This is a genomic window from Streptomyces abyssomicinicus (genome assembly GCF_008974245.1).
GTDB lineage: Bacteria > Actinomycetota > Actinomycetes > Streptomycetales > Streptomycetaceae > Streptomyces > Streptomyces abyssomicinicus.
This window is the reverse complement of sequence record NZ_BBZI01000005.1, coordinates 1358922-1374391: the sequence shown is the minus strand read 5'-3', so window position 1 is coordinate 1374391 and position 15470 is coordinate 1358922. Positions and strand designations below refer to the sequence as shown.

Sequence of the window (15470 nt, the reverse complement as noted above, 5' to 3'; positions counted from 1 at the left end):
GCCCGCCGACCCGCGGGCGGCCGGGCCGCCGTGCGGTGAGCGGTCCGCTCCACCACCCCCGACCCCGCCGGGACGGCCGGGACGGCGCGGCGGCGGGCGGCCGCCGCGGGGCGCGTGCCGGGCGGCGAAGCCGCGCGACGCGCTGCGGGCGGACAGCGGGCGGGCGGGCAGCGGGCGCGCGGCGTCCCGCGGCCGAGGGGACCGCGGGGCCCCCGGCGTCAGGCGTCCGCGCCCAGGGCCCGCAGCGCGTTGCGCGCGTGTGCGGCCACCGCGTCGGCGCCGCAGGACTCCGCCAGCGCCAGACCCCGGCGCAGTTCCGCCACGGATCCCGCCAGTTCGCCGTACTCCACCCTCGCCGCGGCGTGCTCGTACTGGCACGGCGACTCCTCGAGCAGCTTCGCCGCCCGCCCCGCCAACTCCACCGCCAGGTGCCTCGGCGCGAGGGCGGCCTCGCACCGCAGCGCCTCGCCGATCGCCGTCCAGGTGCCCGACCTCTCCGCCCCGGCCCGTACCGTCGCCGCGAGTTCACGGGCCCGGTCGGGATCGCGGTCGGCGAGCGCCCGCGCCAGGTCGGCCGCCCAGGGCGCCACCAGGTGGTTGCGGTGGCCCCGTTCGGCCGCGGTCCGGCCCGCCGCCTCCAGTTCCTCGATGCCCTCCTCGGTGCGCCCCACCGCCAGCAGCAGCCGCCCGCGCACCGACCGGGCGTCGGGCAGCAGGATCGTCGACGGGTAGGGCGCCCCGAACTGGTACCGCTCGGCGACCTCCATCGCCTCGTCCGGATGGCCGCGCGCGATCAGGGTGTCGACGAGGTTGCAGAACGCGGTCCAGTGCAGCGGCAGCCGGTGGCCCACCCGGTCGGCGAGCCGCAGGGACTCGCGCAGCGTCGACTCCGCCTCCCGCAGGCGGCCCCGGCGGCGCAGGGCGAGGCCCAGGTAGCCGTAGGAGAGCGAGACGTGGCCGCCGCTCCAGCCGGCCGTCTCGTAACTCGCGGACCGCCTCGGAGAACAGCGCCTCGGCCCTGTCGAGACGGTCGGTGTAGGCGTAGATGGAGGCGATCATCAGCGGCAGTTCGAAGCCCCACCCGCTGTCGGTCCAGCCCAGTCCGGGGGCGAGCCGGCCGTTGACCAGGGCGCGGTCGCAGATGGCCACGACCTCGTCGGCGTCGCCGCCGCGCATCAGCACGTCGAACCCGTGCACGATCAGCAGCGCGCGCTCGGAGTCGTCACGCCCGGTGCAGGCGGCGGCCAGGTCGGCCAGGTGCCGGGAGCGGCCGGGCGAGTCGGCTCCGGCGGCGTGGATGCTCTGCCAGAGGAACCGGCAGGCCTGCAGGCGCAGCCGCGCGGGGCCGTGTTCGTGGCGGGACGCCTCGGCCGTCACGGTGCGGATCGCCTCGGCGGCCTGGTCGTTGTGGAGCAGCGCCTGGGAGAGCCGGACCACCGCGTCGACCCGCTCGGCGACGTCCAGGCCCGGCAGCGCGAGGGCGCTGCGCAGGTGGCCGATGGTGACGGCGGGCGCGGTGAGCAGCGTGGCGCAGCCGAGTTCGTAGAGGACCCTGGGGTGGGACTCGGCGCTCGGCGGCTCCTTGAGGGCGCGTTCCAGGCAGGCCCGGGCGGCGGCGGGGGCGCCGACGGCGAGGTGGGCGCGGGCGGCCTCCCGCAGCTGCTCGACCACTTCCTCGTCGTCGTCGGGATGGACCTGCAGCAGATGCCGGGAGGCGGCCGCCGCTCCCCGGCCGGAGTCGGTGACGACCTGGGCGGCGATGCCGTGCATGGCGGTGCGCAGGCTGTCGGGTATCGAGTTGTAGACCGCGGACTCGATCAGCGGATGGGTGAACTCCAGCTCGCCGTCCGCGGCCTGCTGGTTGAGCGGGTCGGGGGTGGTGAGGATGCGGGCCTCGCAGAGGATGCCGGCGCAGCGTTCCGCCGCCGTCGGCTGGAGGGTGGCGAGTCTGGCGACCAGGTCGACGGTGATGCCGGTGCCGAGGATGGCCGCGGCCCAAGCGAACCGGGTGGCCTCGATGCCGAGTTTGTCGAGGCGGGAGACGAGGCCGCCGCCGCGGGCGGAGCGGTTGAGGTCGCGCAGTTCGTGGGCGGACGGCTCCAGGGGCTCGATCTCCGCGTCGCGGACCTTGGCGAGGAGTTCCACCGTCTCGTACGGGTTGCCGCCGGTGACCGCCCACACCTCGCGGCAGAACGGGTCGTCCGCGTGCTCGCCGACGGTGGCGCGGGTGAGTCCGGCGGTGGCCTGCGGGGTGAGCGACCGCAGTGAGGAGACCGGTCCGGCGGCCTCGACGATCCGGTCGAGGTATCCGGCGCGTTCCTCGCTGAGTTCGCCGGTACGGCAGGCGACGAGCACCAGGACGGAGGTGTCCTCCAGGCGGGCGCACAGCTCGGTGAGCCAGCGCAGGGTCTCCAGGTCGGCCCAGTGGGCGTCGTCGACCAGCAGGACCAGCGGGTACTCGCGGCGCGCGAGCCGCCGGACGACGGCGACCAGGCCGTCGCAGACCGAGCCCGGGTCGGGCTGCCCGCCGCCGGGCGGGGCGATGCCGAGGGCCGGGCCGGTGATGTCGTACCAGTCGCCGAGGTACTCGCGGGCCTCCTCGGGCAGGAGGGCCAGCAGCGCGGGCTGCAGGAGCTGGCGCACCACGTTGTACGGCACCGAGCGCAGGGTCTCCCCGCCGCGCGCCGACCACACGGTGCAGCCGCGGAGTTCGGCGATCCGGTGGGCCTCGGTCAGCAGCGCCGTCTTGCCGAGTCCGGCCTCGCCCCGCAGGACCAGGAGCCGGCCGGCGGGGGCGCGCCCGGTGCACAGGGTCTCGACGGCCCGCTCGATGGCGGCGACCTCCTCGTCACGCTCCCAGAGCAGGGCCGAACCGTCGGCACGCATCCCGGGCCGTTCCTCCGTCATCGCCGTTCCCTCCCCAGGCCACCCGGACCACGTCCGCCGTCCGAGCCTAGCCCGCCGCGGGCCGCCGCGCGGCCCGACCCGCACGACGTGTCGCCAGACGGTCCGCTCCACGCGCACGCACAACACCGTTGCGCAAGGCGGGTGTTGGGGGACGGACCGCCGGTTCGCCGACCCTCTCGCCGGTTCTTCACGGTTGCCCCATACCTTTGACGCATGACGCAGGCTATTCCTCCCGGGTGGTACCCGGACCCCGGGCATACGAGTGACGGTCCCATCGGTGTGCGCTGGTGGGACGGCGGCGCGTGGACGCAGCACACGCTGCCCGCGGGCGCCCCCGTGCCGCCAGGGCCGCCCGCATCGCCCGTGGCCGGCTCCTCGCCCCAGGCGATCGCCGCGCAGCCCACCCTGGTCGGTACGGTCCCCGCCGCTCCGGTGTACCCCGCGTATCCGGCCTACGGCGCGCCGCCGCCCCCCAAGCGCCGCCGCGGGGCGCTGGCCGCCGGGATCGTCGCCGCGGTCGTACTGGTGGCCGGTGGCACGGCAGGGGCCCTGCTGGTGCTGGGCAACGCGGACGAGGACCCGGCCAGGGCCTCGTCGTCCGGTGAACGCGGCGGGTCCGGGGAGGACGGCGCGCCGGGTGAGGAGGGCGCGCCGGAGAACCCGGAGGAGATCACCGAGGGGCCGGTGGCGGACCCGGCCAACGGCATCAGCCTCCCGCTGCCCGACGGCTGGACGGGTTCCGCGCACGAGGCGGGGGCGCAGATCGGCGTCGACGAGACGTATCCGTGCCCGGGCAACCCGGCGGAGAAGTGCACGCCGGGCGGCGCCTACTCGCTGGCGGCGGAAGGTCTGGGGCTGCACGGTCCCGCCGAGGCGGTGGCCCGTGCGGACATCGCCGCCAACGTGGAGGACTCCTACGGCGGGGACACGTACGGCTCCATCACCTCGCACAAGGAGCTGGACGCCGGTCCGGTGACGGTGGCCGGGCAGAAGGGCTACCGGGTCCGCTGGTCGGCGGTGACCGAGGAGGGACCGGACGGGATCGTGGAGTCCCTGGCGTTCCCCTCGCCCGCCGACCCGGAGCGGATGGTCGTGGTCCGGTTCGGTATCGACAAGGGCGAGGACCTGTCGGTGATCGGGAAGATCACCGAGGGCATCGAGAAGTCCGAGCTGGGCGCCGCGCCGGGGTCCGGCAAGGAGGTCTGAGCGACGGCACGGAGGCCGGTTCCGCCCCCAGGGGGTGCGGAACCGGCCTTTTCGCATGCGTGCACGGGCGTCCGCGGGCGAGCGGGCGGACGGCTCGGCCGGCGCGGCGGACGCGACAGGCGAGGAGGGGGCTGAACCCCCCGGCCGCCGGAGCCGTGTTCCCGGGTGGGGCGGACCCCCGGCCGACCCCTTCCCGAAGTGTCAACAATTTCGTCAGCCAAACCATTGACCTCGGCCGTGGCGGGATCTACCGTCACGCAGCAAGCGTGCCCCCACCGCGCGACGGAACCCGGTCGCGCCGCTCCGCGCCCACCTCCCCTTCCCCGTTCTCCCGCACAGGAGTAGCCATGCGTCGCCTGCTCGCCGGAATAGCCACCGGCGCCCTCCTGCTCACCGCGACGGCCTGTGGCTCGTCCGACGACCCGTCGGACAAGAGCTCGTCGTCCGGCGGTGTCACCACCGTCAAGGTCGGCGTCATCCCGATCGTCGACGTCGCGCCCCTCTACCTCGGCCAGGAGAAGGGCATCTTCGGCAAGCACGGGCTGAAGCTGGAGATGACCCCCGCCCAGGGCGGCGCCGCGATCGTGCCCGGAGTGGTCAGCAACCAGTTCCAGTTCGGCTTCTCCAACATGGCCTCGCTGATGATCGCCCAGTCCAACGGCGTGCCCGTCCGGGCCGTCGTCAACGGTGTCGCCACCACCGGCGAGAAGGGCAAGGACTTCGGCGGGCTGGTGGTCAAGGGCGACAGCGGCATCACGTCGGCCAAGGACCTCGAGGGGAAGAAGGTCGCGGTCAACACGCTGAAGAACATCAACGACACCACCGTGCGCGAGTCGGTGCGCGAGGCGGGCGGCGACCCGTCCAAGGTGAAGTTCGTCGAGATCGCCTTCGACCAGATGCCGGCCGCACTGGACTCCGGCGAGATCGACGGAGCCATGGCCGTGGAGCCCGCGCTGACCACCGCGAAGAGCCAGGGCGCGGTCGAGGTGGCCTCCTCCTACGTCGACGTGTCGGACAGGCTGACCGTCGCCATGTACTTCACCTCGGCGCAGTACGCGCAGCAGAACCCGGAGGTGGTCGAGAAGTTCGAGGCGGCCACCAAGGAGGCGCTGGCCTACGCGGACGGCCACCCCGACGAGGTGCGCGAGATCCTGACCTCCTACACCAAGATCCCCGCCGACCTGCTGCCGCAGCTGACGCTGCCGAAGTGGCCGGCCGAGGTGGACCGAGGCTCGATCGAGACGCTCCGCGACCTCGGCGAGAAGGACGGGCTGTACACCAAGACCCCGGACCTGGACGCGCTGCTGCCGTGAAGCACCTGAACCTTGTCCTGGGCGCGGCCGGGCTCGCGGTCTTCCTCGCCGTCGGCGAGGCGGTGCCGCGGCTCGGCCTCGTCAAGGAGGCGTACTTCCCTCCGGTGAGCACGATCGCCGGCGCCCTCGCGCGGGAGGTCTCGGACCCCGCCTTCTGGACCGCGCTCGGCGACACCCTGACGGGCTGGGCCGTCGGCCTGGCCCTGGCGGTGGCCGGCGGGCTGCTGGCGGGCGTCCTCCTGTCGGTGGTGCCGTACCTGCGGGAGGCGACCGCCTCGACCGTCGAGTTCCTCCGCCCGATCCCCTCGGTCGCCCTGATCCCGCTGGCCGTGCTGCTCTACGGGACCGAACTGCGGTCGGTGCTGCTGCTGGTGGTGTACGCCGCCTTCTGGCAGATCCTGATCCAGGTCCTCTACGGCGTCCAGGACGTCGACCCGGTGGCCGAGGCGACCGCCCGCAGTTACGGGCTGGGCACCCTGGCCCGGGTGCGGTACGTGCTGTGGCCCACCGCGCTGCCCTACGTGATGACCGGGGTGCGGCTGGCCGCGGCGGTGGCGCTGATCCTCTCGGTCACCGCCGAACTCGTCATCGGCGCGCCGGGCCTGGGCGCCCGGATCGCCGTCGCCCAGACCTCTCAGGCGGTACCGGAGATGTACGCGCTGATCGTGGTGACCGGCCTGCTGGGCCTGCTGATCAATGTGGGCGCGCGCACGGTCGAGCGCCGTGCGCTGTCCTGGCACCAGTCCGTGCGCGGGGAGGTGGCGGTATGAACGGGACGTTCCGCGTCCTGCGGCGCCTGCTGTTCGTCGTCGCGCTGCCGGCCGTGCTGCTCACGGTCTGGTGGTTCGCCTCGGCCGGCAGCACCGACGTGTACTGGCCGCCGCTGGAGACCATCGTGGCCGCCTTCCCCGAGGTGTGGGACGGGGAGCGGATCCGGGCCGATCTGCTGCCCAGCCTCTGGCGGCTGCTGTCCGGATACGCGCTGGCCGCCGTGGTGGGCGTGGCGCTGGGCACCCTGATCGGCTCGTACCGCACGGTGCGCGCCTTCTGCGAGCCGGTGCTGGAGTTCCTGCGCGCGGTGCCTCCGCCGGTGCTGGTGCCGGTGATCATGCTCTTCGCCGGGATCGGTGACGGGATGAAGATCGTGGTGATCGCGGTGGGCTGCGTGTGGCCCATCCTGCTCAACACGGTCGAGGGGGTGCGCGCGGTGGACCCGGTGATGACCGAGACCGCCCGCTGCTACGGCGTCGGCGGCGCGGCCCGGCTGCGCCACCTGGTGCTGCCGTCGGCGAGCCCGCAGATCTTCGCGGGCCTGAGGCAGTCGCTGTCGATCGGCATCATCCTGATGGTGATCAGCGAGATGTTCGCCGCGAGCAACGGACTGGGTTTCGCCATCGTCCAGTTCCAGCGCGGGTTCGCGATCCCCGGCATGTGGACCGGCATCCTGGTCCTCGGCCTGCTCGGTTTCCTTCTCTCCGTCGTCTTCCAGCTGGTCGAGCGGCGGGTGCTGTCCTGGTACCACGGGCTGCGGGACTCCTCCCGGCGGTCGCCGTGACCGGTGCGGTGAACGACACGACTGCGAAAGGGCGTTCCATGCTCGACGTGCGCGGGCTGCGCAAGGTCTACGAGGGTTCCGGGCGCACGGTGGAGGCCGTGCGCGACCTGACCTTCTCGGTGGCCGCCGGTGAACTCGTCTGCCTGGTGGGGCCGTCGGGGTGCGGCAAGACGACCCTGCTGAAGTGCATGAGCGGCCTGCTCGCTCCCACGGGCGGCGAGGTCCTGCTGGACGGCCGCCGGGTGACCGGTCCGCCGCCCGGCATGGCCTTCGTCTTCCAGGAGTACGGCCGCAGTCTCTTCCCCTGGATGCGGGTCGGCCAGAACGTCGAACTTCCGCTGAAGCAGAAGGGAATGGCCAAGGAGCGGCGTCGGGCGCTGGTGGCCGACGCGCTGGAGTCGGTCGGCCTGGCGGACGCGGCGAAGGCCTATCCGTGGCAGCTGTCCGGCGGCATGCAGCAGCGCGTGGCGATCGCCCGCGCGCTGGCCTACGAGCCGCAGGTGCTGCTGATGGACGAGCCGTTCGCGGCGGTCGACGCGCAGACCAGGGCCGACCTCGAGGACCTGGTGCGCCGGCTGTGGCGCGAGCGCGGGATCACCGTCCTGTTCGTCACCCACGACATCGACGAGGCGGTGTACCTGGGCGAGCGGGTGGTGGTGCTTTCGGCCTCCCCGACCGTGGTCCAGGAGGAGCTGGTCGTCGATCTCCCGGTGGAGCGCGACCAGTTGAACACGAGGGTGCAGCCGAGGTTCGCCGAGCTGCGGACCCGGGTCTACGAGCAGATCCAGGCCGCGAAGCGGGGATCGGTGTCCGCGGCGCCGGGGGCGCCGGGGGCGGGCGTCGAGAAGGAGTGAACCCGCGCGGCCGGGTGGCGCTACGCCGCCCGGCCGTCGTCGTCCGCCCTCACGCCCGCGGGGGCCGCGTGCGGGACGCTCGTCGCCACCCGTGAGGGTGACCGCCGCGAACTCCCGCCGCACCCGCGGCTCACGCGGTGGTGTACGGTCTCACGACCGGACGAGTCGGCCTTCGATGACCCCGCGGACCGGGTGGCTTCCCTCGGCGATCTTCGTCGGCGTCTCCGCCACGGAGTCGAAGTACCGGGCCGGCGATGCGTACTCGCCCCCGACCGTGGTCCCACCCACGAACCACCTGCCGACACGCCCGTCCCGCACATCGACGAACTTCCCGTCCAGCCGTCCTGGTCCGGCAGGAACGGGATCCACTCGTTGCGCCGGAACGGATCGTCCGGCCTGTCCGGAGGGTTGGATCCACCGGAGGTGGAGCAGTTCGCGTAGAGCCTCTCCATCGCCCGGATGCCCAGGAAGAAGCTTTGCTCGTCCGGGAACCCGTCGAAGCCGCAGCGTGCCACTTCGTCGTCGACGTCCCTGCTCAGGCGGATCCAGATTGTTCCGCGACAACCACGTCCGCAGATCCCCGGGGAGGGCGATACCCGTCCGCTCCTCGGCGGCCACGAGCGTCTGCTCCGTGGCGGGCCCTGGAAGATCCGCTCGATCGGCCGGGGCGTGCTGCCGAAGAAGAGTCATCACGCCAGATCAGCTCTCGGCCACGCTCATTGCCATCCGCCCTCCCCGCACAACGCCTTCATTCGACCGCGCCACGACGGAGGCTGCGAAGTGCCGCCCTCGCCCTGGAGCGGCAGAGCCGAAAACGTTCAGTGCCCGCCGCTGGTGACGGAGTGCACCAGCGACAGGTGGCCACGGCCACGCGGAGAACGCTCGGGCGCGTCCGCGGTGGGCCCGGGCTCCGGATCGGGTCCGGGAAGCACCAGCGTCATCCGCTCGTACCCCAGTTCCGCGAACGCGGTGGGCGTCTCCACCACCAGGCGGCACTCCCGCACCCCCCGCCCCCCGCCCGGGCGCACCAACTGCCGTACCGAGCCGTCGTGTTCGCGCGCCGCGCGCTCTCCCACGGTACGCACCCAGTGCGGGAGCCCCTGGCGGTAGGCGGCCTCCATCAGCGGGTCCTCGGCGATCTCGCGCCGCACCGCCTGAAGGACCGGGTCGTCCCCGTACCGTTCGGTGAGGTGGGCGAACCGCGCGAGGGCGGGCAGGCACCACCGGACCTCCCGGTCGGCGAGCACCTGGCCGGCGTCGGGGTGGAAGAGGACGAAGCGCAGGAAGTTGTCGCCCGGCATGGCGGTGGGGTGCGGCCCGACGGAGCGGAACAGCTCGGTGAACGCCGTATTGGCGACCACCACGTCCCAGGCGCGGTCGAGCAGCACCGACGGGAAGGACACACTCTCCAGCAACGCCGTGTAGTCCCTCAGATAGGCCTCTTCGGGCCCCGGCCGCGGTTGCGGGCGCCGGCCCCCTGCCCGAGCTTTCATCGGGAGGTCCCCCTCTCGGCCCCGTCGGCGGCCCTGATCCTCCCGGTCGGGCACCACGCGTGTCAACCATTGTGGCATTTCAGGGGTGTTGGCGGCCGGATCCGGCCACAGTTGTGGCGGGACCTGGAGGGTCGTCGGGGCGACCGCTAGTCTCACGGCGTCCGGACGGACGCGACGCGGGAGAGCTGCGGTGGCGGGTGACATGGAGGGCCGGGGGGCCGGTGAGGCCGCCCCGCTACGGGCGGTGACCGCCCGGGTCTGCTCGCTGGCGGACCGGCTCGGCGTCTCCCGTGCCGAGGCGTTCGACGTGGCGCGGCTGTCGGCGGCCTCCGGTGTCCCCGAGGGCGTGGTGAAGGCCCTGCTGAACGGCCGGCCGGGCGGGGAACGCGACGTGCAGACCCGGTTCCTGCAGCGGCTCGACCTGCTGCGCCGCACCCGGCTCCGGCCGGACGGCCGCCGCTACACCCAGCGGGAGATCGCCGACGGCGCGGGCATGTCCCGCCAGCAGGCCGGCGCGCTGCTCAACGGCGACCGGCGGCCCACCATGGAGCACTGTGACGCGTTGCAGCGGTTCTTCGGCGTGCACGCCGGCTTCCTGACCGCGGAGGACCCGGAGGCGCTGGTCGGCGCGCTCCAGCGGACCGAGCGGGAGCTGCTGCGCCGGCTGGCCGAGGCGCCCGGCCGCGAGGGACCCGGGCACGAGGCGTGGGGCCGCGAAGGAGCCGTGCCCCCGGGGGCGGGGTTCACGGGGGCGGGGCACGAAGGACCGGGCCTCGAAGGACCGGGCCTCGAGGGGCCGGGCCTCGAAGGGGCGGCCCGCGACCGGGCGGACCGTGCGGCGGCCGAGGGCGGGCGGGCGCACGGGACCGAGGACGCCCTGGAGCGCCTGCTGCGCGACCACGGCGTGCGCGGCATCGCGTGGCGGGCGGCGCAGCTTCCCACCGACCAGCACCGCGACAAGGTCGCCGAGTGGCTCGACATGCTGCTGGAGAGTGTCCGACGGCCGGGACCGTGACCTTGGGTCTGATCAGGACGCTGCGCACCCGCAGGGAGATGGGCCGGCTGTGCGACGCACTGGTGGGCGGGCTCTGCCTGCCGCCCACCGCCGGGGCGGAGGAGACGCTGCGCGCGCTGTGCGCGGTGATGAGCGGTCTGCGGGGCCGCCCGGTGCGCCTGCGCACCGCGGTCTTCCCGGCCGGTACGGCCAGCGGACTGTGGCTGGACTTCGCCGACCAGGACGTCGTGGTGGTCGAGGAGCGCACGGCGCCCGGGCACCAGTTGGTGATCCTGGGGCACGAGCTGTGGCACATGGCGGCCGGACACCGGGGCGGACCGCTGGACGGGGTGGCGATGGCCGCCCGGACCCGGTTCGACCGGCGCGAGGAGGCGGAGGCGGAGCGGTTCGGCCTGCTGCTGGCGAGCCGCTTCCGCGCCTGGACGCCGACCGTCCCGCCGGCCGTCCCGTCGGCCAGGGAACCGGCCGGCCCTCCTGCCGGGGATCCGTCCTGGCCGGACGGCCTGGTGCGCCGCATCGAGGCCTCCCTGGGCGGGGAGCGGACCACCGCGAGGCGCGGGGCGGGCGGTCCGTGAACAACGTCGGCTACTACGTCCCGGCCGCGGCCATGGCGGTGCCGCTGGTGCTCAAGTGCCGCACCCCGGGGGCGTGGCGGGACCCGTTGCTGCGCTCGGTGTGCGCGCTGCTGCTGGTCACCGCGCTGGCCTTCACGTTCGCCGCGCCGCCCACCGTCGTGGCCGTCAACCGGCTCACCGGCGTCCCCAACGCGGGAGCGCCGCTGGTGTACTCGCTGCTCACCGCCGTCTGCGCGGCGAGCCTGGTGCTGATGATCAGCTGGCGCGGCGGTCCGCCGGACGTCACCCGGAGCCTGACGGTCCGCTGCACGGCCGGTTTCGGCGCGGTGATCGCCGTGATGTGGGTGCTGTTCGCGTGGGGCGACGCGCCGGTGGAGCGGCTGCGCGACTTCGACACCTACTACGCGAGCACCCCCTTCGTGCGCGAGATGGTGCTGCTGTACCTGTTCTCGCTGCTGGCGGCCGGGGTGGCGATGAACGTCCTGTGTCTGCGCTGGATCCACCGGGTGTGCGGCCGGCAGCTGCGCGGTTCGCTGCTGCTGATCGCCCTCGGCTTCGGGTTCTGCGCGCTGTACGCGGTCGCGAAGCTGACGGCGATAACGGTGCGCTGGGCGGGCGGGAACATCGACGGGCTCAGCACCTGGGGCGCTCCGGCGATGGCCGCCTTCGGTGGTCTGCTGAGCGCGGCCGGGTTCTCCCTGCCACTGCTGTGGACGCTGCCCGCCCGGCTCTTCGGCGACGCCTGGTCGGCGTGGCGTTCCTACCACGCGCTGGCGCCGCTGTGGCGGGAGCTGCGTCCGGTGTCCGCGGCGGACGCGGGCGGCCGGGCGGCGGTGCGGGTCGGCTGGTGGTCGCCGCCGTCGCTGCGGGCCGTGCAGCGGCAGGCGGAGATCCACGACGCGCTGCTGCTGCTCTGCCCGCTCTTCGACCCGCTGGTGCGGGAGCGGGCCCGGGCGGCCGCGGTGGCGGCCGGCGCCGGGGCGGAACGCGCCCGCGTGGAGGCGGACGCGGTGATGGTGGTGGCCGCGGTCCGGGCCCACGGCGCGGCCGGTGAGACGGCGGTGGACGGCCCCGGCACGGCGGGGCCGCCGGCGGAGGGCCCCGAGGACCTGGTGCGGCTCTCCCGGGCGATGCGGGCGATGCGGGCCGTGCGCGGATGACACGCCGCCGCTGAGACACGGTCGGTGACGCGCTGGCAGTGAGGCGCGCCGCCGGTGAAACGCCCCGCCGGTGAGGCCCCGCCGGTGGGGCGGCACCGCTCCTGAACCGTCGGCCACGGGCCGCCGGTCACCCGCTGTCGGTGGCGCGCGGCAGGCTGGTAGGAGGATCCGACGACCGGCCGCCCGAGGAGATGCCGAGGATGACCACCACCAGCGTGCCGACCGACCGTGAACGCCGCGCCGCGCAGGCGTACCTGCGGCTGCTGAACGCGGTGCAGGCCGCGTTCGCGGAGCCGGGCGCGGGCCCGCCGGCGGTGCCTCCCGCGGTCCTCGCGGAGGCCGACCGGGCGCTGCGCGAGGCCGGGTTGGCGGGCAACGAGGAGGCGTTCCTGCGGCGGGTGGGCCGGTAGCGCCCGGGGGCCGGGCGAGTGGCTCCGGGCCGTGCCGGGACCGGCCCGACACGCGGTGGGGGAAGTCGTAACACTCGTGTAGCGGAACGCGTCCCGCGAAGCTCTATGATCGGCCCGACGCCGCCGCTGCGAAACCCCCGTTTCACTTCCCGCGGTTCGGCGTCCCTACACGCGTGTACCCGGCCGGGCCGGCTGCTTCGCCGTGCCCGAACACCCGAAAGGCGGCCTGAATGATCTCTCGCGTACGCGTCTGGCTCAACCGCACGTACGCGGAGAACGTGTTCTTCATGGACCAGTTGCGGAGAAATCCGCAGGATCGCGCGGTGGAGATCCATGCCACCCACGGGGACCCGAACTCGCCGGTGCTCGCCGCGGCCGACACCTCGGCGATGGAGCCCGAGGGCCTCTCCCCCGCCGCCTACGCCGAGTTCGCCCTGGACCAGTGCGCGCGGCGCGGCATCGACGTGTTCGTGCCGCGGCTGCACCAGGAGGTGATCGTCGCGCACCGCGCCGAGTTCGAGGCCGTCGGCACGGCGCTGCTGGCGCCGACCGCCGCGGGCGTGGCCGCCTTCCAGGACAAGGCGACCGCCTACGAGCGGGTCGCCGAGCTGGGCATCCCGGTGCCGCCGTGGTTCCGGGTGCGGGACGGGTCCGAGTTGGTCGAGGCGGTCGAGAAGCTGGAGGCCGACGGGCACCGGGCCTGCCTCAAGCCCGCCGCCGGAGCGGGCGGCGTGGGGTTCCGGGTGATCACCCGCAGCCCGTTCTCGATGGCCCAGCTGGACGGCTTCCCCAGCACGGTGGTCCCGCTGGACATGGTGCTCCGCGCGCTGCGGGACGGCGGCGAGGAGGTCAACTGGCTGGTGATGCCGCGGCTGGAGGAGCCGGAGGTCTCGGTGGACTGCCTCACCGGTACCGACGACCGGGTACGGATGACCGTGGGCCGGACGAAGAACGGCCGGCGCCGCGGGTTCACCCTCGACGAGCGGTGGATCGCGCCGGCCCGTCTGATCGCCGAGCGGTTCGGGCTCCATCACCTGTCCAACGTCCAGTTCCGCATGTTCGGCGGGGAACCGGTTCTGCTGGACGTCAACACCCGGGCGGCGGGCGGGCTGCACCAACTCTCGCTGTGCGGTCTGAACGCGCCGTGGGCCGCGGTCCGCCTGGCCCTGGGCGAGGACCCGGGTGACCTGGAGCCGCCGTTCCTGGGGGCGGACTACGCCGTGGTGGCGTCCCCGCAGCGGCTTCGTCCGGCGGGCTCGCCGTGGGGCGACGAGGAGCCGGCCGCCGCGCTGCCCAGCGTTCCCGCCCAGTCCGCGCCTCCCGCCGCCGGACCGGCCGGCGCCTCCTCCGCCTCCGCCGCGGCCGGGGCGCGCGCCTGACCGCGCCTGGCCGAGGGCCGGTTCCGCCTCCGTACGGAGGCCGGAGAAAAAAAATTTCCCGAGGGTGTATCAGAAGGCGTACGGCGCGCTCTTAACGGTGCGGGGGATGGGGCGGGCGGCTGCACCCGGGGGGAGTGCGGCCGCCCGCCCCACCATCGGACCGGGGGGCCCGGGCCTCACCTCAGGTAGGTGAGGCCCGGGTGCGCGTCCAGGTAGCCCGCCATGAGCCTTCTGGCCACGGTGACCGAGTCGACCAGCGGATGCAGGGCGAACGCCTTCACCGCGGCGGCCCGGGAACCGGTTGCGGCCGCGGTGATCACCTCGCGTTCCACCGCCTTGACGGCGCCCACCAGCGCGGCCGCGTGGCCCGGCAGCGGCGCGAGGGCCGTCGGGTGCGCGCCGTCGGCGTCCACCCGGCAGGGGATCTCCACCACGGCGTCCTCGTCGAGGCCGGGCAGGGCGCCCCGGTTGCGGACGTTCAGGATCAGCGTGGCCCTCTCGTTCCGGGCGATCGCCCGCATCAGCGCGAGCGCCACCTTCTCGTAGCCGCCCGAGAGGTCCTCCTCCTCGCGTTCCCCCGCACCCGCCGCGTCGCGGTTCTCCGCCATGTACGTGGCCTCGCGCTCGGCCCGGGTGCGGTCCCACAGCTCCAGCGCCGGGACGCCGGGGCGGCCGGCCTCCGCGTAGAAGCGGGCCTGCTGGTCGCGGAGGAAGACGCCGCGGGTCTGCCCGGCCTCCTGGTAGGCGCGCACCGTCTCGCGGTTGAAGTAGTAGTAGTGCAGGTACTCGTTGGGGATCGCGCCCAGTGCCTGCAGCCAGTCCGCGCCGAAGAGGCGGCCCTCCTCGAACGACTCGAGCAGTTCCCGGTCGGCGAGCAGCCGGGGCAGCAGGTCCTCCCCGTCGGCGCGCACGGCGCGGACCCAGCCGAGGTGGTTGAGGCCGCCGTAGTCCACGTGGGCCCGGTCCGCGGGCACGCCGAGGACGCGGGCGACGCGGCGCGCGAGGCCGACCGGGGAGTCGCAGATGCCGATCACCCGGTCGCCGAGCCGGTGCGACATCGCCTCGGTGACCAGGCCGGCGGGGTTGGTGAAGTTGATGACCCAGGCGTGCGGGGCCAGGCGCTCCACCCGGCGGGCGAGGTCCAGCGCGACGGGCACGGTGCGCAGGCCGTAGGCGATGCCGCCGGCGCCGACGGTCTCCTGGCCGAGGACCCCCTCGGCCAGCGCCACCCGTTCGTCGGCGGCCCGCCCCTCCAGGCCGCCGACGCGGATGGCCGAGAAGACGAAGTCCGCTCCGGTCAGCGCCGCGTCCAGGTCGGTGGTCGCCACCACCTCCGGGGCGTCCGGCACCCCCTGGGCCTGCTCGGCCAGCACCCGGGTGACGGCCGCGAGCCGCCCCTCGTCCACGTCGTGCAGCACCACACGGGTGACACGGCCGGGCGCCCGGTCGGCCAGCAGCGCTCCGTACACGAGCGGCACACGGAAGCCGCCCCCACCAACGATCGTCAGCCTCATCCCGCCAACCTAACGCGGCCGGGCGGGAGGACGGCGGGGGCGTGCGACGGGGGCGCGGCACGGGCCCTCGGGAAGGACGGGGGACACGG

General features: G+C 74.3%; 12 protein-coding genes and 1 pseudogene. 10 read left to right on the top strand and 3 right to left on the bottom strand.

Annotation, left to right across the window (positions count from 1 at the left end; translation table 11 throughout):
* Positions 1–218: 218 nt before the first annotated feature.
* Positions 219–2907, bottom strand: a pseudogene (locus GBN72_RS05700) (ATP-binding protein).
* A gap of 213 nt (positions 2908–3120) precedes the next feature.
* On the opposite strand from GBN72_RS05700, the gene GBN72_RS05695 reads away from it, so the two are divergent.
* The 5 genes from GBN72_RS05695 to GBN72_RS05675 all read left to right on the top strand — a co-directional run bounded on the left by GBN72_RS05695 (position 3121) and on the right by GBN72_RS05675 (position 7835).
* On the top strand, positions 3121–4113 hold the full coding sequence (locus tag GBN72_RS05695; protein WP_151770476.1) for a DUF2510 domain-containing protein: 993 nt from the start codon (positions 3121–3123) through the stop codon (positions 4111–4113).
* A gap of 347 nt (positions 4114–4460) precedes the next feature.
* Entirely contained in the window at positions 4461–5426 is a 966-nt protein-coding gene (locus GBN72_RS05690) for an ABC transporter substrate-binding protein (protein ID WP_151770475.1), read from the top strand.
* The gene (locus GBN72_RS05685) at positions 5423–6196 is read left to right on the top strand and encodes an ABC transporter permease (RefSeq protein ID WP_151770474.1); all 774 of its coding nucleotides are present in this window, start codon (positions 5423–5425) and stop codon (positions 6194–6196) included. Before GBN72_RS05690 ends, GBN72_RS05685 begins: the two co-directional genes overlap by 4 nt.
* Complete coding sequence (locus tag GBN72_RS05680; RefSeq protein WP_151770473.1) at positions 6193–6981, top strand: ABC transporter permease; 789 nt, start codon at positions 6193–6195, stop codon at positions 6979–6981. Before GBN72_RS05685 ends, GBN72_RS05680 begins: the two co-directional genes overlap by 4 nt.
* 38 nt (positions 6982–7019) lie before the next feature.
* Positions 7020–7835: an ABC transporter ATP-binding protein gene (locus tag GBN72_RS05675; protein WP_151770472.1), complete on the top strand. Its 816-nt coding sequence runs from the start codon at positions 7020–7022 to the stop codon at positions 7833–7835.
* Between the two features lie 818 nt (positions 7836–8653).
* On the opposite strand, the gene GBN72_RS05665 is transcribed toward GBN72_RS05675, so the two are convergent.
* Entirely contained in the window at positions 8654–9328 is a 675-nt protein-coding gene (locus GBN72_RS05665) for an MmyB family transcriptional regulator (protein WP_151770471.1), read from the bottom strand.
* Positions 9329–9518: 190 nt separating this feature from the next.
* On the opposite strand from GBN72_RS05665, the gene GBN72_RS05660 reads away from it, so the two are divergent.
* The 5 genes from GBN72_RS05660 (at position 9519) to GBN72_RS05640 (ending at position 13867) form a co-directional block, all read left to right on the top strand.
* Entirely contained in the window at positions 9519–10343 is an 825-nt protein-coding gene (locus GBN72_RS05660) for a helix-turn-helix domain-containing protein (protein WP_246212268.1), read from the top strand.
* A 38-nt stretch (positions 10344–10381) separates the two neighbouring features.
* The gene (locus GBN72_RS05655; protein ID WP_151770970.1) at positions 10382–10918 is read left to right on the top strand and encodes an ImmA/IrrE family metallo-endopeptidase; all 537 of its coding nucleotides are present in this window, start codon (positions 10382–10384) and stop codon (positions 10916–10918) included.
* On the top strand, positions 10915–12078 hold the full coding sequence (locus tag GBN72_RS33990) for an MAB_1171c family putative transporter (RefSeq protein WP_164540394.1): 1164 nt from the start codon (positions 10915–10917) through the stop codon (positions 12076–12078). The genes GBN72_RS05655 and GBN72_RS33990 overlap by 4 nt, the downstream gene beginning before the upstream one ends.
* A 200-nt stretch (positions 12079–12278) precedes the next feature.
* A complete protein-coding gene (locus tag GBN72_RS05645; RefSeq protein WP_151770470.1) occupies positions 12279–12488 on the top strand; it encodes a hypothetical protein in 210 nt (69 codons plus the stop codon).
* Positions 12489–12718: 230 nt separating this feature from the next.
* Entirely contained in the window at positions 12719–13867 is a 1149-nt protein-coding gene (locus GBN72_RS05640; RefSeq protein WP_151770469.1) for an ATP-grasp domain-containing protein, read from the top strand.
* 176 nt (positions 13868–14043) lie between these two features.
* On the opposite strand, the gene GBN72_RS05635 is transcribed toward GBN72_RS05640, so the two are convergent.
* A complete protein-coding gene (locus tag GBN72_RS05635; protein ID WP_151770468.1) occupies positions 14044–15381 on the bottom strand; it encodes a 6-phospho-beta-glucosidase in 1338 nt (445 codons plus the stop codon).
* Positions 15382–15470 lie beyond the last annotated feature (89 nt).